The following is a 20,994-nucleotide window of genomic DNA, read 5'->3' as shown; positions in this document are numbered from 1 at the left end:
AAATTAGTAAAAGAAACCTGCACCCCAAAAACAACCGAAAACCATACTATTCTGGATCAGATTTCAAAAGATGGTGGTGGCAATTTATGGATATTCATCAAAAGGAATAAAACTGAAATGCCCTAGCATATTCCCTTATTGGCTTAGGTAAAAGTGATTTTTGACTGTTATAAATATGCTGGTAGAGAAAAGTTTCGTTGCCAGTATCACTAATCAGAGATACTTTTAATTAAAGTAGGCAGTGGAGGATGAGTATGACCAAACTTTGGATTTAATACTGGTTAGGATAGAAAGTTGGAAAGAGTTCGTCTAGAAATTACACGCGTTGGTCTAGTGGTTATTAGTGCTGGTATAATATAGGGTTTTTGCCTGCAACGTTTGATGTATGGCTGCGTCTTAATAACAAACAAATAGCAAAAACCTAAAATATTAACGATATGAAAACCTTAGCAAAAACAATATTTGTAGCAGCATTTACAGCAGTAGTATTAACTTCATCAATGGTAGCAACTTTTGCCGCTGAGCCAGTTAAAGAAGAAACAAAAACTTCTTCATTATCAAAATTCAACAGGATTTGGGTAAGCGGGAACGTTAAAATCATCTTAACCCAAGGTGACAAACAAAATGTAGAGGGTGCTAGCAACTATGATGCTGCAAAAACCTCAGTATCAACTGATGGAAAAACCTTATTTATCAATTCATTGGAAACAAGTCAGGTAACACTTAATATTACCGTAAAAGATTTGGAAAGAATCGAAGCTTATGGCCAATCCGTTGTGGTAACCAGCAATAATTTCGATGTAAAATACCTACAGTTATTTTTAGGACAAAGTGCTACAGCGAGAATTAAAACTACAGCAGGAAGCTTATATACTATCGTTAAGGATGATGCGGTGTTGAAATTAAACGGTACTGCTGATCACAGTACAATGATTGCTAGCAACATGAAAAATTTAAAATTAGCTGACTTTGCCAGTCTTAAATCAGAATCATATGCTTCTGAAAGCATGGAAGTGGAGCAAAATGCAATGATTTTAGCAAAATAAAACCTGTTTTAAAATGAATTAGAGCTGACCATTTGGGCAGCTTTTTTTGTTATCGCTGAGTAATAATTTATAGGTATTACCTTGATTCGCGAATTGCAAATACTTATCTTAATAAAGGTTTAAATGTAAAGGCTATGAAACTTTCGCTCTTTACGAGCGGTAAACAGAAGGAAGAACAAAAGATTTAATCTACGAGCATAATTTTTTTTAAGGTCTTAGATTTTTTAGCCAGTTACTCAAAGTTGAACCAGTAGAAACGAATCAGAAGACAACATCTAAAGTGTAAACCAAAAGCAATGGTATTTTCTAAAATGATCCGTAGTGATGTCGAGAGTGGCTATATTTAAACCATAAAACAGAGTTACGAAAAGCGTCGAATTTAGTGAACGTTTGAATAGCCTGCTAAAAACCAGCCATCAATATTATGTTAAGAGCTATGTATGTATTTGTGTTTGAATCCCTAAAGAAAGAAAACATTAAGACTGGAAAGAAAATATCCGAGGCGCTGGATGAAGAGAAAATACCATCTCAATTTACAAGCTTCCATTCCCAAGAAGAATTGTTCAAACTACTGGACAATGTCGCAGAAAAGATATATGATGAGGGTCTTTTTCCATTTATCCATTTGGACTGCCACGGCAATAATGAGGGAATATTTGCTTTGAATGAGAAGGATGAACAAGAATTGATTCCATGGAGATCGCTGATGGTTAAGCTGATTCAGATCTATAAGGCTCCAGATAAAAGTTCAGTAGTATGTATTTCATCCTGCGAGGGGATTACCGCAACTTCAATGATTGCAACCGCTAGCCCTTGCCCCTATTACTATATTGCCGGATCGTTAAAAAAAATACCTCCCAGAAAAACACTTGAGGCTTTCAAGCAATTTTATTTTGACATATGGGAAGGTAATGACATATGGGATACTGCGGTAAAAATAAACCACATGCATATTTTCAGGGAGATTGAATTTATGGCCATAAACAGGGATACCAGTTGGAACCTACTTGAGCAAGGTTATTTAAAGGACATTTCGAATCCAACATTCCTAGCGCAGCGGAAAGTATCATTAGAAAAGGAATATGCTAAACTCATGAACGAGATTAATGATGAACAGAAAGCATTTCTTGAAAAGGCATATACTGAGGAATGGCAGAGAAGAAAATTGATGGAATATAAGGAAATCTTTTATTCCTGATATGAGTTAACCCGCTTTATTACGATATTTATATCTAAATTTAAATCCCTAATTAACATCTCAATATGGCAAAAGACAACATTCAACTATACAGGCCTGTAACGGAATTTTATGGAATATCGCATCAGGATGGAGAGCTACGAAAATGGATTGACAGCGGGCAAGACACAAGTGATCTTATCATCAGTTGGCCCGGTATCTCCACCCCATTCGGCGAAAGCTTAGCGGACATATCAATTGCTGTGGCACAAAGCCATCCCAAAGCACAGATAGAAAGTGTCAAACGTATGGCCAACGATATCTACAACGGAGAAAAGATCGAGATGCACGACAGTATTTTGAGGATAGACCAGCAAAACCATGTTAAGGTGGGTTGGGTAAGTGCAAAAGAAAGGCCAGAAAATCAGGAGATTAAAATCTCGGTAGAATGGGTTGCTGGCTTCGATGCCAATTTGGTAAAGAATGCCATCATCAGCGAAAACGGACAGTTCCAGAAGATAAAGCTGGCTACGATCAAGAAAATTGAACGGAAACTCCCCAAGATAATGGAAAAGGCATATAACCTAATGCCCGAATCAGAACTCAAATTTCTTGAGTCGAAAATTAGCGTTAAATCTGAGCGCCTGGAAATGGTGGAAGAGTTATCTGAAACGCCAAAAGAAGATAGTGGAGGCCTAATTAATCTTTTTTACGGAACCAATAGAAACCTATTGAGAGATAGGAAAGAGGTTGATTTTGGAGATGAAGAAACTGATCAGCTCAAATACGGAAAATGTGTGGTCGGGATACCCGCAGGGCATGTCAAAGGAGAATTGGAGCGTCCGGGAAATCTTTTGTTCTGGAAAGGCTTCGAAAATAAAAACATTCACATTTCTCTTGAGGATTGCGCATTGATGGAGTTAGGGCACTTCAAGGAAATGTTTCAACAAAAACTTGCCGAAAAGGAAAAAAAACACGGTTTATTATTTGTGCATGGTTTCCGAACTACTTTCAAAGAAGCCGCATACCGCACCGCTCAGTTGGCATGGGATTTACCCTTCAGTGGTTTTGCAGGTTTCTTTAGCTGGCCCTCGGCAGGAAAATTGACCAAGTATTCAACCGATGAGGCTGCTGCAAGAAGCGCTGCATTGGTGCTGAGGGATTTCATCAAAGAAATCCTTGAGATCAATGAATTGGAACAGCTCCATATCATTGGGCACAGTATGGGTGGACTGGTGCTGACACTTTCCTTAAAAGAAATTACCACCGATCCAATAATGGCCCCTAATCTGGATAAAATCTTTCAGCTAATTCTCGGAGCGCCGGATATTGATAAAAAGGAATTTCAAAACATTATTATGCCAAGTTTTAACAAACTGGGCAAACGAAGAACAATTTATGCATCTGACCATGATTTCGCCCTAGGTGTATCCTCTTACAAAAGGAGTTTTCGTGAGCGTTTGGGCCAGGCGATTGAGGGCATATTTGTTGGTGTCGGTATAGATAGTATTGAGGCTTCTAATATTAGGTCGGTAAATAACCATAGCTACATATTTGAGAGTGATAAGGTTTTGAGCGACCTCCATTATCTGATTACACAAAATTTATCCCCGGCAGACAGAAGGTTACGCGAGGTTCGGAAATCTCCTATTAATTATTGGCTATTCCCCAAATAATCCAGAGGGAAAATTCACGAAGAAGAAGTAAGACAATATTAAGAGCAATGAAGACGGCAGACAGGCTTACCCCTACCAAGGACACCTTAAATAAACTTTTCGCACTTTCAGGAAATCAATGTGCTTTTCCGGGATGTAAACAGCCACTTTTAAATGAGAAGAATCGGTTTATCGGACAGGTATGCCATATTGTGGGTGCATCCAAAAAAGGTGAACAAGGGGACTCTCCCCTTACACCCGAGCAGAGGAGACATTTTGATAATCTTTTAATACTTTGCTATCCCCATCATATTGCCACGGATGATGTTGCAGAATACTCCGTATCACGGCTTACTGAAATGAAGGTCGTACATGAGGAACGCTTTCGCAACACCCTCGAAGGTTTTAGCTATCCGGGGACTGTTGTGGATGAAATGTACCGAAACGAAATGCGCCGGATGCGGGAAGAAGTTTCCCAAACTTTGGAAAATACAGAAATCCTAAAGGAAGGTGTAGTCCACAACCAGCTGGCAATTGAGCAATTGAGCGGTCAGCTTAATAATTTTATGACGCAGATGAACATTAATGCCGGAGGCGTGAACAGTGATTTCACCGAAGAAATTGATGACATCATGAAACTCAGGGAATCTAACGACCAAAAAGCAGGAATGATCGCCCTATCTCAGTTCAAGACACGAAATTGGGAAAAACTAAACCCTCATGACCGTTTTCGGACTATCGCCAATTTAGGTATTTTTAGCCTGGAACTTAACGAAACTCTTGAGGCTGGAAATTATTTTGTTGAGGCTTATGGGTATGAGCCTGGAAACATCAAGGCCCAATCCATTGGGGCTCTGGGTTATGCCATAAAGGGCATTGACGAACAAGCGATGGCCTTGCTTGATGAAATCTGGAAGTCAGCGCCAATGAGTACTGAAGCATGGTATGCCTTTATCATGATAAAAAGGGAGACATTACCCTTTCCCGAGCTTTTGTCAATTGTACCAGAAGAAGTACAAAATGATATCGAAGTGGCATCCGGTTTGAGCCTGGCAGCAAGTTTGAGCAGTAATCATTCCCAATCCATATTATTTGCCAAAACTGCCCTTGATAAGGCGACCACCAATATTTTTGATTTTAAGGCATCCCTCGCGACCTGTATCCTGCAGTCTATCCTTAAACCTTATGAATTGCTTTCCGGCCAGGTAAGTGTAGAAGATAAAGAAAAAGTCAAATATATAATAACGCTTTATAGCGAGGCTTGGAACGAAATTAAGGATTCCGGTTTAGCAAAATCCAGGGCTTGGTGGCTGATCAACCTAGGTGTTTCGCGCAAGTTCCTCCCTGATCCCACAGGCAGCTACAATGATATGGCTGAATCCTGTAGATATAACGAAACCTACCATTCATTACGACACTTGGCCATTGCGGCACTTGAGGCAGATAAAATTGAGGAGGCACTCCGGATCACTGATCGCATGATTGAAATCGGAGGTCAAGAGAAGCTGGAGGAGGTAACCCTGTTCAAGATTGAGCTTGTTGATAAAAAAGGTGAATCTGATGAAGCATTAGCGATGATTGAAGTGTTTCTAAAAGGCACACTTGAACCACAAAACCGTTACCATGCCATGATTAGGATGCTGGATATCTATGAACGGCAGGGGGAAATTGAGACTGCGGCAACTGTAAACGAGGATTTGCTGAATCAATATCCCGAAAAAATTCGGCCATATATTAAAAAAGGAAGGTATTCAGGTGATAAGGAGTTTTTAAAGGTGCAGCTTGACCAAGCTTATAAGAAAGTTGATAACCAATCAGAACCTTCAGAAGTCCATCTGCTCATAGAGTGGTTAGGTCGAACGGAAAACTATGAACGTGCAGCTACCTTACTGGAGGGCATAACAAATCAAAAGGTGTTATCGGATCATACCAAGGATCTATTGCAGCTATACTATCAAGCTGGGGAAACAAAAAAACTCTTGGTGCTTACCGAAAGCCTGTTGTCAAACTATGGCCCAACTGATTTACTTACTGAATACAAAGCTGTCATTTACCAGAATATCGGCGATTATAAAAATGCTATTGGCGCATGTCGGGAATATCTTGAAGTTTATCCTGATGACCAGGTAATCCTGACCAGATTGGGCATGTTATATGATAAAGATAATCAGCCTGGAGCACTCTCGAGTCTATTGAAGGGCATTGAAAGGGCAGATCAGACATTACCGCGTTTTGTGCAGCGGAACTTGGCCCAGCTATTTTATAAAGCAGGAGACTATGCCACCTATTTGAAGGTGATGTATGAAATCAGGCGACAGTTTATAGACGATCCTGATGCGCATAAGGAATACATTAATGGCATGACCAAAGAGATCCCGATAATATCCCATAATGATCCAAGTGTGGTAAAGATTGATGACGCGGTTCTAATCAGAATTGATGGGGCATCAACAGAAACTTTCGTATTTGAGGAACGGTCAGACCCAAGCGAGAACGATGGAGAGGCTTGCCTCGACGGGCCTTTGGCTAAGCTGCTGATGGGAAAAAAGGTTAGTGATCAGCTGACCATGGGAACGGGTGATGTTATTCGGCAAATTGAAATTCTTCAGATTGAAACAAAGTACAGATATGCCTTTCACGAAAGCATGAAGCTCTTGACTGGGAAATTCTTTCAGCAAAGTGGGGCCAGACATTTTCAGATGGGGAACACAGGTAACTTTTTAGAAGATTTTGGCTTTTTCTCTGAAATGCTTAAAGAAGGGCAAGAAATAGACAAAATTAACAGTGAACGGTTTGTCAAAGGCAAGATTGCCTTAGGTTCAATTGCTGTACAAAGAAAGTCTTCAGTTTTTCAGGTCTGGAAGGATTTTGTTCAGTACAGGGGAATGGGCGTAGATACAACCATGATAATAGATGAGCATACTGCTGCCCGCGAATATTTGAAAAATGGAAGCCCAATCATTTTTGATGCCATTACAATCGTAACGATTTTTAAGATTGGTGCGATGGAAGAAATTACCTTACTGGACAACAAAAAGCTCATCACGCGTTCGACATACGAGGAGATTACCACATATCTGGAAGAGCAAGATCAAATCCGGGAAAGAGGCATTACCCACATCAGGCTCGAGGGGGATAAATTGGCAAACAGATTGGAAACATCAGATGAAGTACAAACAGAAATAGCGGCGCTGAAAGGCTTAATCGATTGGATTGCCGCAGATATGACGATCGTACCCGTAGATGCAGCATTAAAAATCAATGCCCATGAGAAGAAAAAGTTTGATGATATGACAGGCCCCTCCTTTGTAGATTCAGCCCTTATGGCTGAGAGTCAGAATGCCCTACTGGTTTCTGAAGAGAGGTTGATCAGGTTATTCTGGTTGCAACAGAACGGTGTGCGGGGCTTAAATATTGCTGCAATTTTTGACTTTCTTCGAAAGTCCGGAAAAATATCTGAGAAAAAATATGATCTGCTTTATGAGGAGCTCTTAAAACTCAACTATAGGTTTATCCCTGTCGAGTGTAGGCTGTTGCTACATTACGCTGAAATCGAAGAATTTAATATTGGCACCTTATTTCAAAGGGCTTGTCTGGGCTTGATCGCTCCACTAACTCCCGGGGATCAATCGATAAGTATCACGGTTGATTTTTTTTATAGCGTTTACCAAACAATGTCCTTGATATTTACAGCCGAGAGTCTAAATAAGAGATCAGCACTCTTCAGCACCTGCATCGATGTACTAAAACATCGATTTCAACCTATATATTTAGAGAAGCGACTATTGGACTTGACAGAAAGGAGACTACGTTTTTTGCCGCGGGAGCTGGACGAAGTTAGGAAGATTATCGGCATGAATTTTCGCCATGATACGTTATAGGCTTTACAAGATGGCTTGCAAGATATGAGACAAGTGTATGATGTTTCAGGGTTGGAGGACATCAATAGAGCTTCTGTTTGCCTCCAAATGATAACACTATTTATCATTGTTGATTAAGTACCAAGGCCATTCATTGATAATGACATGACTGGCTTAGCTATTCTTTGGCACCTTTTTCAGATGATGCTCTTTTTAAGTTGCTCTGCTGGCTTGAAGGTTGCCTACAGACCCGAATAGTTGTATATTGCTATCAATTGTTAACAGTTCCTTGTCTGGTTACTGAAAGGGAACCCCACTCCATAATTTATTATGACAGAACGTTTTTTTAAATTTCGGGGGAGATTTGACTTTTCTCCACATCTATACGAGATCGGTAATCCAATATTCCCTAACAAAAAATTAGAGGATAATTTCTTTGCCTTGAAACTGTATAGTCTGCCCGATGGTGAGTATAAAGCATTTTACGGTTTTCACCTGAATCATTATCTGCAACTGATTATTCCGAACAAAGTACACCACATTCCGAGGCATAGTGCACCAGTTTGGTTCTGGCTTTAGCACTAACTTTAAACCATATCACTTTTGGACAAAGCGATATTCTGTAAACTTAATGATTTTTTTTATTTCTCATGGATTTGCCCGTAAGTGCAATTCTGTGAGCAGATGCTGACAGCCTGTCCATAATTGCATCTGCAAGTGTGGGTTCATCTATAAAGTTATACCAGTTATCCACTGGCAGCTGCGAGGTTATTATTGTCGCACCGTTGCCATATCTATCCTCCAGAATATCAAGTATTGCAATCCTGGCATCATTGCTCAGGGGCTTAAGCCCGAAGTCGTCTAATATCAGTAGCCTGTTTGAGGATATCCCCTTAATCCATCGGAGGTAAGTTCCATCGAGCCTTGCCTGGGCAAGAGCATCCAGAAACTTATTCATACTGAAATATAGCGTACGGAATCCAAGTAGGCAGGAACTGCGTCCCAGTGCACAGGCGAGGAAACTTTTGCCGCACCCGGTAGCGCCCGTAATGAGCACATTTTCACCACGTTCAATAAAAGTGCCGTCCGATAGTCTTAGTACCTGTTCACGGGTAATGCCACGCTCGGAGGTACAGAGTATATCTTCGGGAAGTGCATGATATCTAAGTTTACTGAACCTGAGATATTTTTCTGTTCTTGCATGCTCACGGTACTCGATTTCTGCCTGGACAAGCATGGCAAGCATTGAATGTGGGTCTTGGATTTCGTGTACTGGCAATTGTAGTGTTGCCTCATAGCGCCTGGCCATTCCGCTGAGCCTTAGGCTTTTCATCTGATCTGCTGTGTTCTGTGTATTCATATTGATCTTTATTAGTTGGTTTTGTATGCTTCGGCTCCTCTCACGTTCTGGTGTAGTGGTGTCTTATATTCTTTCTGTTCTGTTTCCTTGACCATGTCCATATTATTGTCAAGGATGTTTTTTATTACAGTGTATTTAAACCTGTGCCCGGTGAGTGCTCTTTTGCAGGCAGCTTCCATTCTTGCCGCCCCGTAGGCTTTCAAGAGCCGCATCAGTCCAGCGCAGCCAGCATATGATTGATGGATGACGGGATTGCTCTGCATCAGCTTCTGAATAAAGTCATAAGTGTTCTGACCTGCTTTTTCAGCCTGTTTCAGATAATATTCAGGATCCCATCCCTTTTCATCCGAAAAGGATTGATGAGCTTCAGGCATATGTTCCCTTACCGTGGTGAAATGGTGTTTTCTGAAACTCCGGACGTGTATGGCAATCCGCGTGCAATTATGAAAGATCTCAACGCTGTCCATACAATATGATATCCTGACCTCTTTGCCAATATATCTAAAGGGAACGCTGTAATAGTGCCAGTCCTCACCAATAACCACATGGTAATTCTTCTGAACTTTTGCCCTGGTGTAGTGCTGGATAAAGAAAGGTGATTCGGGAAGTGGCTGCAAAAGTGCGGACTCATTATTATGGAAGAGCTCATAGCGGCTGAAACTTTTGCGCTGGAAGCTAAGCTGGTGATGTTCATTCAGCTTAATCATGATCGCTGCATTCAATTCCTTAAGGCTGTAGAAGGTCTGGTTCCTAAGTTTCGCATAGATGCGCATGTAGGCTATCCTCACAAAGTTCTCTACGCTTGGCTTGTCCTTTGGCTTATACGGGCGTGCAGCAAAAAGCGCAATCTTGTTATGATTGGCCCATTGCTCCAGCATCTCGGTAAAGACAGGTTCATACTTTGAGCTTTTGGATACCCACTGCCTCATATTATCCGATTTTACGCCTTTGGGTACACCACCAATATAGATGAGTGCTTTGTTCAATGCTGATACAACCTGGGGTAACTTCGCATCTACAAGTGCTTCCACATAACCGTAACCGCTAAAGGGAAGAATGGCAAGAAACACCGGACAGCTAACGAGTTCTCCTGTAGAAGTATCCAGATAATGCAATGGCGCACCGGCAAAATCTACCTGCATCATCTCAGCTGGCTTATGCTCAAAATGCATAACGGCCTTCGAGGCCCGGTTATGTTCCTGCAGCAGATCACAGAATCTGGAATATTGAAACCCTTCCGGATAATTGGTAATATACTCTTCCCACAGCAATAACCTGGTTACGCCTTCTTTGGAGGCGAGCTGTTCATTGTGATATTCCAAATGTTCAAGGAAATGAACCCGCCTGGGGTCAGCATCCTCCATTACCTCTTCCTTTACAAGGCCAAGAATCTCATCGATATCCCTATCAGATAGCTTTAGCAAGCCATTAAAGGTCAAACCTGTCGATCTGAACTTTTCCAGGTAACTCGCGATCGTACGCCTGTTGACCCGGACCTCTTTTTCTATTTTCCGTTGGGAGACGCCCTGATCGAGGAAAATGAGTATCTGTCTAATCTTATTCATGCTGAGCAGTTTGTTCGCCATATCTACAGGGGTAAGCTTGATGCTTACCAAACCTATATAATTGACGGGTTAAACTATGCCCAATTGCATGATATGGTTAAATATAGTGGTGCAGTATGTGTCGGAATGGCAGAGAAAAATAATCCTGAAATGAACCAAAAATGGTGCACTTTGCCTCGGAATATTTTATTACCTCAAACAAAAACTGGTGTACTTTGGCTCGGAATGACTGGTGCACTATGCCTCGGAATGGGTGGTGTAGTATGGGTCGGAATATCCATGGATGAAACCCTTATAGCTATTTACAAGAAAGCTAATCTTATAAAATCAGACCTTCTTGAAACTTGTTGTCAACTTAGGTTTGAAACATATAAGCGGACAAATGGAATGCCAACAACCACAGTAAATATCAATGCTGTTCCTCGTAATCCTTTAAGAGATAACATTTGTAAACTGGCTGGACTATCTTACAATTTCCCAAATCAGCATAACGTGTTTTTGGATTATGGAAAAACGATAGCACGTGCTTATAAGAAATATTTTTCTAACCAATATGCACGACAGGTAAAACAAAGTGTTGTCGGACAAATGAAAATAGATAAAAACTATATTATTAAAGGTTCGCCATTTACAAGTGCTGTTGTCAATAAAGATTGTGCTATGGGCTACCATTTTGATCAAGCAAATACAAAGGATGGATTATCCTGTATGATAATTTTAAAGGAAAATGTTGCGGGAGGAGAACTCATTTTACCTGAATTAAACATTGGCTTTGCTTGTCAAGACGAATTTATTTTATTGTTTGATGGTCAAAAATATTTGCATGGTGTAACCGATATGGTAAAAGCACTAGGTGGATATAGATACACAATAGTTTATTATAACAATTCAGGAATGAGACTGTGTCTACCACCAGATTAGGAGCTAAAACATTCTCAAAGATGGTTGGAAAGAAACGAAAATTTATAAGTGATGAAAACTAAAAGAACAATTGAAGATAAAAAAAAAGAGGTTTTGTGCTTATTGGCGGAAAATTATGGAATAAAAACTATTGCTTGTAGAAAGGCTAGAATTGGAAGAACTCAATTTTACGAATGGTTAAAGATCGATGAAGAATTTGGAACTAAAGTAACGGAAATTGAAGAAAGCTTTTTGGACTATGTGGAGTCCCGATTGATAGAATTCATTGAGCTAAATGATAGAGCTTCTATAATGTTTTACCTCAAAGCCAAAGGTAAGTCGAGGGGGTATAACTAACTCTTAATATTACCCTTAAAATATTTATACAAGAAAATTTTAGAAAACAAAAAACTCGCTGGAACTTTCCAGCCTAATAACGAATACAATGAAACTCACTTATAGTATTAAACCAGTGCTTAGATTGTGTGCACTTCCCCAAATTCAGACCAGTTAAAAGTATAATTCTAGACCGAGCGCAGCGAGGCTATTAGAAAAACTATTAATTTTAATTGGCAATATGAAAAGAATCAAGTTTACGGAATCCCAGATTGTAAAGGCAATCAAGGAACATGAGAATGGCAAGAATGTGCACGATCTCTGCAGAGAGTTAGGAATAAGTACAGCAGCCTTTTACAAATGGCGCCAGAGATATGGCGGAATGGAAGTAAAAGAGTTGTCAAAACTTAAGGCATTGGAGGAAGAAAATGCACGTTTAAAGAAAATGTATGCTAATCTTAGCCTCGTGCATGAAGTTTTCAAGGAGGCTGTAGAAAAAAAGCTTTAACGCCTGACGAAAAAAGGGATTTAGTGGATGAAATGGTAAAAAGGATAAGCCATCGTCAGGCCTGTAAATGCGTTGGATTGAACCGCAGCAAACATTATTATCAACATAAACGACGGGATGATAGTGAAGTAGTTGATGCGCTTTCACTTCTTGTTGAAAAGCACGTCTCCATAGGCTTCTGGCAGTGTTACTACCGATTGCGTCGAAAAGGGCTTAAATGGAACCATAAAAAGATTTATAGGATTTATACATCAATGAGGCTTAATATCCGCCGCAGGGCAAAAAAGAGGCTGCCAGAAAGAGTCAAAAAGCCTTTGTCTGTACCAGAAACTATAAATGAGGTATGGTCCATGGATTTTATGAGCGATGCGCTTTGGAATGGAAGGAAATTTAGGTTGTTGAACATCGCTGATGATTACAACAGAGAGATGCTAGCTATGGAGATAGATTATTCACTGCCGTCCTTGCGGGTTATCAGAGCGTTGGATGAGTTGAAACAATATAGGGCACTTCCAAAAAAAATAAGAATGGATAATGGGCCGGAGTTCATCTCGCATAAGTTGGATGAATGGGCAAAGGAAAACAATGTTGAACTAGTTTTTATTCAGCCAGGAGAGCCAACACAGAACGCGTATATTGAAAGATTGAATGGAAGCATCAGAAGAGAATTGCTAAATGCATACATATTTCACTCCCTGGATGATGTAAGGGAGAAAGTAGAGGAATGGATGATGGATTACAATTACCATCGACCACATCAAGCATTGAACTTCAAATCTCCTGTAGATTTATTACAGGAAATTTGAGGACAAAATTATACTTTTGAATGGTCTGAAAAACAGGGGAGCCTACATATTGAAATAACCTACTGCTATCCCAAAAGTTTCTGGCTCTTAAATTGTTGGTTCCAGATGCCTTAACGCTTTTGCTAAATATCATAATAGAATAATATGGCACAATTCTTATCTCACATTGGACTAATCTAAATCATTCGAAATAGAAACTGAGGATTAACTCAGAATTAATTTTCCCCTTTTAATGGTGTTTTCTTTGCCGAGGCGATCGATTGTAGTTTAGTTCAGGGTAAGTTCCAAGTCTAGAATTATCGTTGCGCTCGGGCAATAATTTTGCTTGATTAGATTGGCCCTATCTACAGTAGTCACATATCCGTAGATTTCTGAAAGCCATCTTCAATATACAACGATGTAGGTGCTAACGATGTTAAATAAGGGTAACGTGGAAATATTTACTTAGTAGACCAACAATAATTGTTAATCGTTAAGGTACAAACATATGAATTACTTTAACAGATATTAGTGTAAATTGTATCCCCAAATTCCCTAGAGAATAGAGAGATTCTTTTTCAGTTCAGTAAATTTCAAGCCTTTCATCAATAATGCGCTAGTTACATGTGCGAAAAATGGTTTAAGATCATCACAGTAAACTGATTTGTTAACGTATCCGTTTTTGGACGAAAATCGGTGGACCGGATGAGTGCTACCGCAAACTTTTAGCCAACAACATTCCTTGCAATCAATTGAAAGTTTGCTGTTGATTTCCTCGTCTAAGATGCTATTCATATAAATGGTGAAATCATATAATGAAATATTCGTCACATTGAATCCTGTGTGAATTATTGTTCCGCTAGATCTCAAAATATCGTCTGGACTTAAATCACCATTTGAAGATATTGTGATTGCGTTTGTGTTAGCTATGCCTAAGCCAGATACTAAAGATGAACCCCCTAGCAAGAGCGAGATAACAGAATTGAGAAATCTGACTTTTATCGTTGGAACATCATCATTAAACCATTCATCAAAAAGTGCGGTAAGATATTCCTTATATTTTCCAGTATGCTTTATATTATAGGTTTCATGATTATCATCAGGGAGCAAAAAATCAATTAACTTTAGATTTAACTCTTTAGTAAAATGGTTAAAAATCTTTCTAGATGAATTTTCTGGGTTAATTACACAGATCAATCCATATGGAGCGATTTTGCCACTTTTGACTGCCGCATCAAGAAGTTTCAGCCCTTTTATAGTTTCATCATATGTCCCACTTCCATCGAAATGGATTCGACCGATGTCATTTTCTGATTTTGTTCCGTCAAGACTAGTTGATAATTTGATGTCGAATAGGGAAAAAATATTTATCCAATCCTCATCAATAAGCATGGCATTTGTTTGAAGACAGAACTCTAGTTTAACATTAGATGAAAAACTCTTTTTAAAAATATTAACCATTCTTACGAATAGTATTTTATTCATTATTAACGGTTCACCGCCATGAAAATCTATTTGCAAATATTCTATTCCTAATTTTTTACAACCTTCTGCTAAGAAAGCCGCTATGTCTTTTACAGTGTTAATGGTTATTGTCTTTGCATGACTTTTATAAGAGTCATCTTGTCCATTGAAAAAATAGCAATAAGAGCAATTAATATTGCACCTTTCTGCTATTTTCAAAATAACTTCTAATGATTTCATTTAAAAGTTTTTAGACCATGCGACAAATGCATCAAAACCAGGACTCTCGTTCAAATTCAGTTTGTCAAGCGCTTCTTTGGAAATAGCGCTATTTTCACCAAGATTAGAGTCTTTAATCTCTTTTACAGTATATCCTTGATCCTGCAATTGCTGTAGCAGATCGGCAAGTTTGTTTGTTTGCTCCATTTTATTATGATTTTAATGTAGAGTTCTATTACATAATTACTTTAAGTATTCCTATGGTATGTAAATGTATTGCCTTGAGAATCGGTATATGACACAGTAACACAACCCTGTTCGTCATAGGCTTCTATTTCAATTGTGGGGTGTAATGTGATTTTTTCGGATTCGCCATTTTTTTCGATTTGAAATTTCGCGTCATTTAAAATTGCGTCACCAATTTTTTTTCCAATTTCTAGGTAGACCTCTTGATTATCTCCCATGTGCGCGTCAATGTATGACGTTGTAAGTTTTGTTCCCATAAGTGTTTGATTACTAATTTTATATAAAAATAGCATAAACATTGTAAAATTTTTTGATCGTTATAAAGTTGTGAATGAATCTGGTAATTTATTTTACATATTATACAACTTTTATACATTCAATAGTTTGCATGTGCAACTTTAAGCCGCCTTTATTTTTGCCATTATTCTTAGGGTTGCTGCCTACACCTTTCAGGATATCCTTAAATAGCCGGATGGTGGTGGAATCTACGATGAAAAAGTTCTTTTACAGTTAAGCTCGTTGTTCGGCTGTCCGACAAAAGCTGAGGTAACGTTTGGCTAACTCATAATACAATGCTTCAAAAAAGATATTGTTCGCTTATAATAACGATCACTTTTATCTTCTTTACCAAGTTTTGGAAAGCTATTTATCTGATAATTGTATTACGTGGCTTAAAAGCGTCTCACCGACTAACTTTATTTTTATATTTTTGCTTTTATTTTTACCCGTTGTAGTTATAAAGTCTAAAAGATAACTCAAAAAGAAACTTAAGCCGATTTCTTTACGCTACTAAAGCTAGGAATAGCACTTAGGGTAAATAAAAGGGAAAGAAAATTGATTCAATATGCCCATTTTTGAACACCTATGACTCATTTCAAATATGTCCTAAGGATGAATTTTTTATCGTCGGGACCAACACTAGATTACATATAAAATACACTTAATTACTTGACAGTATATTTAGAGCGCCAGTTGTTATCTTTGCATGATCATTTGTTAAGCTCTTCAGATGATTCTTCCCCATCCTCAGAATCGTATTAACATGCCTTCATTTTTACTTCAGATAATTTTAAATAGATATACCGCAGTTACTGATTAAGATATAATCTTTTCAATAAGAAGGCCTAACATTGATCCTTTAAATGATTGAATGGTCGTTTTTACATGATCCGAAATAGTAGGCAAAATTTTCAGGTCAGGGCATTACAATAAATACTTCAGAAAAGGTTTAAACTTTATTCAGAGTTAAATATTAAATTAAAATGCACAGCAAAAGACTAGAGTTACTATTGATTTACGATGCTAGTGAATTGTTCTCAGAAATTTCTCGTTTAACTTTGATCGGTTTCTTTCTACATACTCGAATGCGCTTGGCGGCCACTTATCGCTAATAATTTACGATTATTTTGGCAAATCATCTTTTAGAAGTCTGTAAATATTATCCAATTTGACATGAACAAACTTTAAGGTGCAATGTTATATTCCGTCACAAAATTAGGGTAAAATATCTCATTTCTTGTCACAGAATTAGGGTAAATTTTCTTGCAAGTTGTAATAAAATTAGGGTAAATGGACTTATCGTAATAAATTATTGAGATTAATTTTTAACAATTATTTGAAAACTATTATGAAGTTATTAGAGATTGAGCAATTTGTGAGGACAGAGTGAGTGTTGTTTACTTTAAACAAAAGAACCCTGAAGCAAGTTCAGGGTTCTTTTTATTTTACTTCCTCGTAATCTACGAAGTCGCCGAGTTTATCTGTTTTACTTTGATCGGGTTTTGGAGGCATATAATCTATAGAAATAGAACCTTCAGGTTTCGATCGCCTTTGTTGCTGCTGCCCGGTAGCCTGACTCTGCATTTTGCCCGCCAGGTTATTAAACAGCATTGGAAGAATCAGCCTAATCAACATTCTGATTAGCCAGAGTACCAATATCGTTATGAATATGAATTTTACTAATGCCATTCTTTAAATTACTGTTGTTACAAATATAGACGTCAGGAAATTTATTTTGTTACTTTTTTCGCCTTTAATTGCATTTCCATTACAATATAATACGCAAATTGGCTTGTAAAAGTTTTAATATCTGCTAATCCTCAATAATTTCAGTAACGCGGCCCACCTGTCCATCTTCGAGTCTTACCTTTATTCCTCTCGAATGAAATGCCGATGATGTAAGCAGATCTTTTACAACGCCATAAGTAACATTTCCAGATCGCTGATCTTTCTTCAATATAATTCCGACTTCTAAACCCGGATAAATGTCTTTTCTATTTTGCCCGTCCATTTATGTTAAATAAATAATTAAAGCCGCAAAAATCCATAAATATTTCGAATGTTAAGGTAATTTGCTGAATTCTATTTCAGGTTTTTTACCTGTAGCGTTTCTATTGAAAATTTTTCTTGGGGAGGTATAATTATTAAAGAATCCTCCATTTTTTAAGTAAAATAAACCTTGGTCTATTCCTCCCTGGTAATCCATTCTATATCCTTTTGCGCCAGTATTATCAGTTGTAAAACGTGCAGAATTTAATTCAGTCCACTTGCCTCTATCGTCGCAGATCCATTGATTGTTGAATAAAACTTTTCTGGATAAATCTCCCTGAACGGGCGAGAAATTTTCTAAAAAGGAATGGAATCGTTTTAGATAAGTTTTAGTCTGTGGCCTGGTAAAACTGGCAATTAACTTCCATTTATTCATTTCTGGAGCGAAGAAATAAGCAGTATATGTAGTGATGCTATCGTTTCCGGGCACACCATGTAGCAAAAATTTATAGGTATTTCCTGTTTTCCACATGTAGTTTAAGTAACTCTGACCGCCAGCACCTTCATTTCCAAATTCACCTGTATGTACACTTTCTCCTTTTTTAAGCATTTTAATTTTGTGCGATTCTGGAATGCTTTTCGGATCATCGGTATTAAAAGGACTCCATACTGAAAACAAGATGTGCCTTTCTGTCGGGCTGTTTACCTGCATACCAAAATATCCTTCCCCAAAACCACAGGCCATAAAGTATGAACCAAGAATATCTTCTCCTTTTGGTACAGTCACCTCGTTGTAATACCATTCTGCATTTACATTTTCAGGCTGTAAATAGTTTAGGTGAACAGATGGACCGCGTCTGCCCCAGTGGAAGAAATTTCCTTCATTATTTTTGACATAAGCAGTTTTGCCTTCTGTTGCCGTTCCGCTGAGAATTAAACTTGGGATGGAAGGAAATTTTGCACCACTTTTATTTATCCCTTTAATGGCAATGGCAACATATCCGGTATCTTTAATCGTCCATTCCCCAATTTTACCATCGAAAGATCTCGATTCATCGAAATTTACTTTTTTGGGTTGATTGTTAATGGAGAATTCCAAAGTTCCCCGCCCTTCAATAACTGGCTTTTCGCTAAGCGAAATGACCAATGTACCTGGCTTTCCAACCCTGAAGTAAGCCGTAAAGTATTCGTTCGGATTGCTCCAGTTTACGATTCCCTGATTGGATAAACTTCTCTCAGCATCCTGGTGTAAGGAGCTGTAGGCATTACCACCGAGCGGCAGGGAGATTGCCGGAACATTTTGGGCCTGACTTTTCAGACCCATAGCACCGAGTACGATCAGTGCTGATAGTTTAAAAGATTTCATTGAATGATTTTTAGATAACTTATTGAAAGCAATTGTAGGCTAAATTATCTAAAAATCATGCTATAAAACCAAATCGTTACTTGCCAAACTTTTCGTTAAACATTTTCTCCAAGGCAAACATTTCATCACGCAGTTTTGCGGCTTGTAAAAAGTCCATATCTTTTGCTGCTTTCTGCATATCCTTACGGGTGGTATCGATAGCGCGTTGCATTTCTGCTTTTCCCATATATTGCACTATTGGATCTGCAGCAATGCTGATTTCGGCATTTTCTACATAAGCTCTTGCTTTGTTATCGCTTGCTTTTTGAGAGAAATCAAGTACAGAGGTCTGCTCTAAAATGGCTTCCCTTGATTTTCCGACGGTTTTTGGGGTAATTCCGTGCTCAAGGTTATATGCAATCTGTATATCTCTACGTCTGTTCGTTTCTGAAATGGTTTTTTCCATACTTTCGGTAATTCCGTCAGCATACATAATCACACGCCCCCTGTCATTACGGGCAGCACGGCCAATAGTCTGTATTAAAGATTTCTCCGAGCGCAGGAAGCCCTCTTTATCGGCATCTAAAATAGCAACCAAAGTTACTTCCGGTAAATCTAAACCTTCACGTAAAAGGTTAATTCCCACTAAAACATCAAATTCTCCAAGGCGTAAACCACGCAGGATTTCCACACGTTCAAGGGTTTTAATTTCGGAGTGGATATACCTGGTTTTAATATTTAAACGGTCTAGATATTTGGTTAACTCCTCGGCCATCCGTTTAGTCAAAGTAGTTACCAGAATACGTCCGCCATCCTTTATGGTTAGGTCAATTTCATCCAGTAAATCATCAACCTGATTTATTGCCGGTCTGATTTCAATCACAGGATCAAGTAACCCTGTAGGTCTGATTACCTGCTCTACCACTACACCTTCCGATTTTTCCAGTTCGTATTCCGCAGGCGTTGCACTCACATAAATGGTTTGCGGAGCAAGAGCTTCAAATTCGTTAAAGTTTAAAGGCCGGTTATCAAGTGCTGCTGGTAAACGGAAACCGTATTCAACCAATGATAATTTACGCGATCTATCCCCACCGTACATCGCCCTGATCTGTGGAACGGTAACGTGGCTTTCGTCAATTACCATTAAATAATCTTCCGGGAAATAATCCAGCAAACAAAAAGGACGCATACCAGGCTGTCTTCCATCAAAAAAACGCGAATAATTTTCGATACCCGAACAATAACCCAGTTCTTTCATCATCTCGATATCGAAATTCGTCCTTTCTTCCAATCTTTTCGCTTCCAGCAAATGTCGGTCGGCAATGAGCTGGTTTTTACGGATTTCCAGTTCTTCCTGAATTCCCCAGATGGAAGAGTTGAACCTATCTTTTGGCGTAACAAAAAGATTTGCAGGATAAATGGCCATATCTTCAAGTTTTTCCAACGTTTTGCCCGAAACTGGATCAATTGCTGAAAGTTCTTCAATATCATCCCCGAAAAAGGAAATGCGGTAGGCATGATCAAGATAGGCAGGGAAAATATCTACAGTATCACCCTTAACCCTAAAAGTTCCGCGTTTGAACTCGGTTGTGGTACGTGAATATAGAATTTCTACTAAACTATGTAAAAAAGCATTTCGTGAAATCCGTAAGCCTACGCCAAAACGGAAAACCATTCTAGAGAAATCTTCGGGATTACCCATACCATAAATGCAGGAAATAGAAGATACGACAATAATATCGCGCCTTCCGCTCATTAGCGAAGATGTAGTGCGTAACCGAAGCTTTTCAATCTCTTCGTTTATACTGAGGTCTTTTTCAATATAGGTATTGCTAGAGGCGATAAAGGCTTCGGGCTGATAGTAATCGTAATAGGAAACAAAATAATTAACAGAGTTTTCGGGAAAGAAATTTTTAAACTCGCCGTAGAGCTGCGCCGCCAGGGTTTTATTGTGACTTAAAATCAAAGTAGGCTTTTGCGTCTGTTCAATCACGTTGGCCACAGTAAATGTTTTTCCCGATCCTGTAACCCCCAATAACGTTTGATAATGTTCGTTTGCATTTACACCATCAACCAATTGTTTTATTGCGCTGGGCTGGTCTCCGGTGGGCTGATATTCTGAAGTGATTTTAAATTTCATGAGTATATCAAATATACGGTTTAGGCTGTAAAGAGTAAAACAGGCGAAAGTCAGGAAAGTTGGAAAATAAAATCCCCGTTGATTTTTTTCAACGGGGGATTAGTTGCAATCTTAATACTT

16 protein-coding genes are annotated in these 20,994 nt (G+C 38.7%); 7 read left to right on the top strand and 9 right to left on the bottom strand.

The window, feature by feature from the left end; genetic code table 11:
* Nucleotides 1–437: 437 nt before the first annotated feature.
* From ACZZZW_RS01305 to ACZZZW_RS01290, 4 genes are all read left to right on the top strand, one after another.
* The gene (locus tag ACZZZW_RS01305; protein ID WP_463492075.1) at nucleotides 438–1,046 is read left to right on the top strand and encodes a GIN domain-containing protein; all 609 of its coding nucleotides are present in this window, start codon (nucleotides 438–440) and stop codon (nucleotides 1,044–1,046) included.
* Nucleotides 1,047–1,470: 424 nt separating this feature from the next.
* Nucleotides 1,471–2,244: a hypothetical protein gene (locus ACZZZW_RS01300; RefSeq protein WP_463492074.1), complete on the top strand. Its 774-nt coding sequence runs from the start codon at nucleotides 1,471–1,473 to the stop codon at nucleotides 2,242–2,244.
* A gap of 65 nt (nucleotides 2,245–2,309) precedes the next feature.
* Nucleotides 2,310–3,899, top strand: a complete 1,590-nt coding sequence (locus tag ACZZZW_RS01295) for an alpha/beta hydrolase (protein WP_463492073.1) — start codon at nucleotides 2,310–2,312, stop codon at nucleotides 3,897–3,899.
* A 47-nt stretch (nucleotides 3,900–3,946) separates the two neighbouring features.
* Nucleotides 3,947–7,759, top strand: a complete 3,813-nt coding sequence (locus ACZZZW_RS01290) for a tetratricopeptide repeat protein (RefSeq protein WP_463492072.1) — start codon at nucleotides 3,947–3,949, stop codon at nucleotides 7,757–7,759.
* Between the two features lie 607 nt (nucleotides 7,760–8,366).
* On the opposite strand, the gene istB is transcribed toward ACZZZW_RS01290, so the two are convergent.
* Nucleotides 8,367–9,098, bottom strand: coding sequence for an IS21-like element helper ATPase IstB (gene istB, locus ACZZZW_RS01285; RefSeq protein ID WP_055903061.1), 732 nt, complete (start codon nucleotides 9,096–9,098; stop codon nucleotides 8,367–8,369).
* 11 nt (nucleotides 9,099–9,109) lie between these two features.
* Nucleotides 9,110–10,684, bottom strand: coding sequence for an IS21 family transposase (istA, locus tag ACZZZW_RS01280; protein ID WP_463492071.1), 1,575 nt, complete (start codon nucleotides 10,682–10,684; stop codon nucleotides 9,110–9,112).
* 72 nt (nucleotides 10,685–10,756) lie between these two features.
* Between istA and ACZZZW_RS01275 the strand changes: the two genes are divergently transcribed.
* The 3 genes from ACZZZW_RS01275 to ACZZZW_RS01265 all read left to right on the top strand — a co-directional run bounded on the left by ACZZZW_RS01275 (nucleotide 10,757) and on the right by ACZZZW_RS01265 (nucleotide 13,213).
* Nucleotides 10,757–11,584 (top strand): hypothetical protein, encoded by an 828-nt coding sequence (locus ACZZZW_RS01275; RefSeq protein WP_463492070.1) that lies wholly within the window; start codon nucleotides 10,757–10,759, stop codon nucleotides 11,582–11,584.
* 51 nt (nucleotides 11,585–11,635) lie between these two features.
* The gene (locus ACZZZW_RS01270) at nucleotides 11,636–11,920 is read left to right on the top strand and encodes a hypothetical protein (RefSeq protein WP_463492069.1); all 285 of its coding nucleotides are present in this window, start codon (nucleotides 11,636–11,638) and stop codon (nucleotides 11,918–11,920) included.
* Nucleotides 11,921–12,140: 220 nt separating this feature from the next.
* Nucleotides 12,141–13,213 (top strand): IS3 family transposase gene (locus tag ACZZZW_RS01265; protein ID WP_463492068.1). Its coding sequence is split into 2 segments (ribosomal slippage): nucleotides 12,141–12,402 and nucleotides 12,402–13,213, totalling 1,074 coding nucleotides; the frame shifts between segments, so codons are not numbered across the junction.
* A 534-nt stretch (nucleotides 13,214–13,747) separates the two neighbouring features.
* Here the strand turns inward: ACZZZW_RS01265 and ACZZZW_RS01260 are convergent.
* The 7 genes from ACZZZW_RS01260 to uvrB all read right to left on the bottom strand — a co-directional run bounded on the left by ACZZZW_RS01260 (nucleotide 13,748) and on the right by uvrB (nucleotide 20,874).
* A complete protein-coding gene (locus ACZZZW_RS01260; protein WP_463492067.1) occupies nucleotides 13,748–14,896 on the bottom strand; it encodes a radical SAM protein in 1,149 nt (382 codons plus the stop codon).
* Nucleotides 14,897–15,082 (bottom strand): hypothetical protein, encoded by a 186-nt coding sequence (locus ACZZZW_RS01255; protein WP_463492066.1) that lies wholly within the window; start codon nucleotides 15,080–15,082, stop codon nucleotides 14,897–14,899. It abuts the gene before it with no gap.
* Nucleotides 15,083–15,123: 41 nt separating this feature from the next.
* On the bottom strand, nucleotides 15,124–15,378 hold the full coding sequence (locus ACZZZW_RS01250; RefSeq protein ID WP_463492065.1) for a hypothetical protein: 255 nt from the start codon (nucleotides 15,376–15,378) through the stop codon (nucleotides 15,124–15,126).
* 1,462 nt (nucleotides 15,379–16,840) lie between these two features.
* A complete protein-coding gene (locus ACZZZW_RS01245; protein WP_055903040.1) occupies nucleotides 16,841–17,089 on the bottom strand; it encodes a DUF4834 family protein in 249 nt (82 codons plus the stop codon).
* 124 nt (nucleotides 17,090–17,213) lie between these two features.
* Nucleotides 17,214–17,411, bottom strand: coding sequence for a YwbE family protein (locus ACZZZW_RS01240; protein WP_055903038.1), 198 nt, complete (start codon nucleotides 17,409–17,411; stop codon nucleotides 17,214–17,216).
* 51 nt (nucleotides 17,412–17,462) lie between these two features.
* Nucleotides 17,463–18,755: a DUF3472 domain-containing protein gene (locus ACZZZW_RS01235; protein ID WP_463492064.1), complete on the bottom strand. Its 1,293-nt coding sequence runs from the start codon at nucleotides 18,753–18,755 to the stop codon at nucleotides 17,463–17,465.
* Between the two features lie 76 nt (nucleotides 18,756–18,831).
* Nucleotides 18,832–20,874 (bottom strand): excinuclease ABC subunit UvrB, encoded by a 2,043-nt coding sequence (uvrB, locus tag ACZZZW_RS01230; protein ID WP_055903034.1) that lies wholly within the window; start codon nucleotides 20,872–20,874, stop codon nucleotides 18,832–18,834.
* Nucleotides 20,875–20,994: the final 120 nt, after the last annotated feature.

The sequence above is a fragment of the Pedobacter sp. AC379 genome (assembly GCF_979258145.1).
The sequence above is the reverse complement of the archived record's forward strand: the minus strand, read 5'-3'. Positions and strand labels throughout refer to the sequence as shown.

Coding starts and splice junctions, on each gene's coding strand:
- ACZZZW_RS01235 (WP_463492064.1), bottom strand. CDS start 18,755: ATGAAATCTTTTAAACTATCAGCACTGATCGTACTCGGTGCTATGGGT.
- ACZZZW_RS01290 (WP_463492072.1), top strand. CDS start 3,947: ATGAAGACGGCAGACAGGCTTACCCCTACCAAGGACACCTTAAATAAA.
- ACZZZW_RS01255 (WP_463492066.1), bottom strand. CDS start 15,082: ATGGAGCAAACAAACAAACTTGCCGATCTGCTACAGCAATTGCAGGAT.
- ACZZZW_RS01250 (WP_463492065.1), bottom strand. CDS start 15,378: ATGGGAACAAAACTTACAACGTCATACATTGACGCGCACATGGGAGAT.
- ACZZZW_RS01275 (WP_463492070.1), top strand. CDS start 10,757: ATGGTTAAATATAGTGGTGCAGTATGTGTCGGAATGGCAGAGAAAAAT.
- ACZZZW_RS01305 (WP_463492075.1), top strand. CDS start 438: ATGAAAACCTTAGCAAAAACAATATTTGTAGCAGCATTTACAGCAGTA.
- ACZZZW_RS01260 (WP_463492067.1), bottom strand. CDS start 14,896: ATGAAATCATTAGAAGTTATTTTGAAAATAGCAGAAAGGTGCAATATT.
- ACZZZW_RS01300 (WP_463492074.1), top strand. CDS start 1,471: ATGTTAAGAGCTATGTATGTATTTGTGTTTGAATCCCTAAAGAAAGAA.
- ACZZZW_RS01240 (WP_055903038.1), bottom strand. CDS start 17,411: ATGGACGGGCAAAATAGAAAAGACATTTATCCGGGTTTAGAAGTCGGA.
- ACZZZW_RS01295 (WP_463492073.1), top strand. CDS start 2,310: ATGGCAAAAGACAACATTCAACTATACAGGCCTGTAACGGAATTTTAT.
- ACZZZW_RS01270 (WP_463492069.1), top strand. CDS start 11,636: ATGAAAACTAAAAGAACAATTGAAGATAAAAAAAAAGAGGTTTTGTGC.
- uvrB (WP_055903034.1), bottom strand. CDS start 20,874: ATGAAATTTAAAATCACTTCAGAATATCAGCCCACCGGAGACCAGCCC.
- istB (WP_055903061.1), bottom strand. CDS start 9,098: ATGAATACACAGAACACAGCAGATCAGATGAAAAGCCTAAGGCTCAGC.
- istA (WP_463492071.1), bottom strand. CDS start 10,684: ATGGCGAACAAACTGCTCAGCATGAATAAGATTAGACAGATACTCATT.
- ACZZZW_RS01245 (WP_055903040.1), bottom strand. CDS start 17,089: ATGGCATTAGTAAAATTCATATTCATAACGATATTGGTACTCTGGCTA.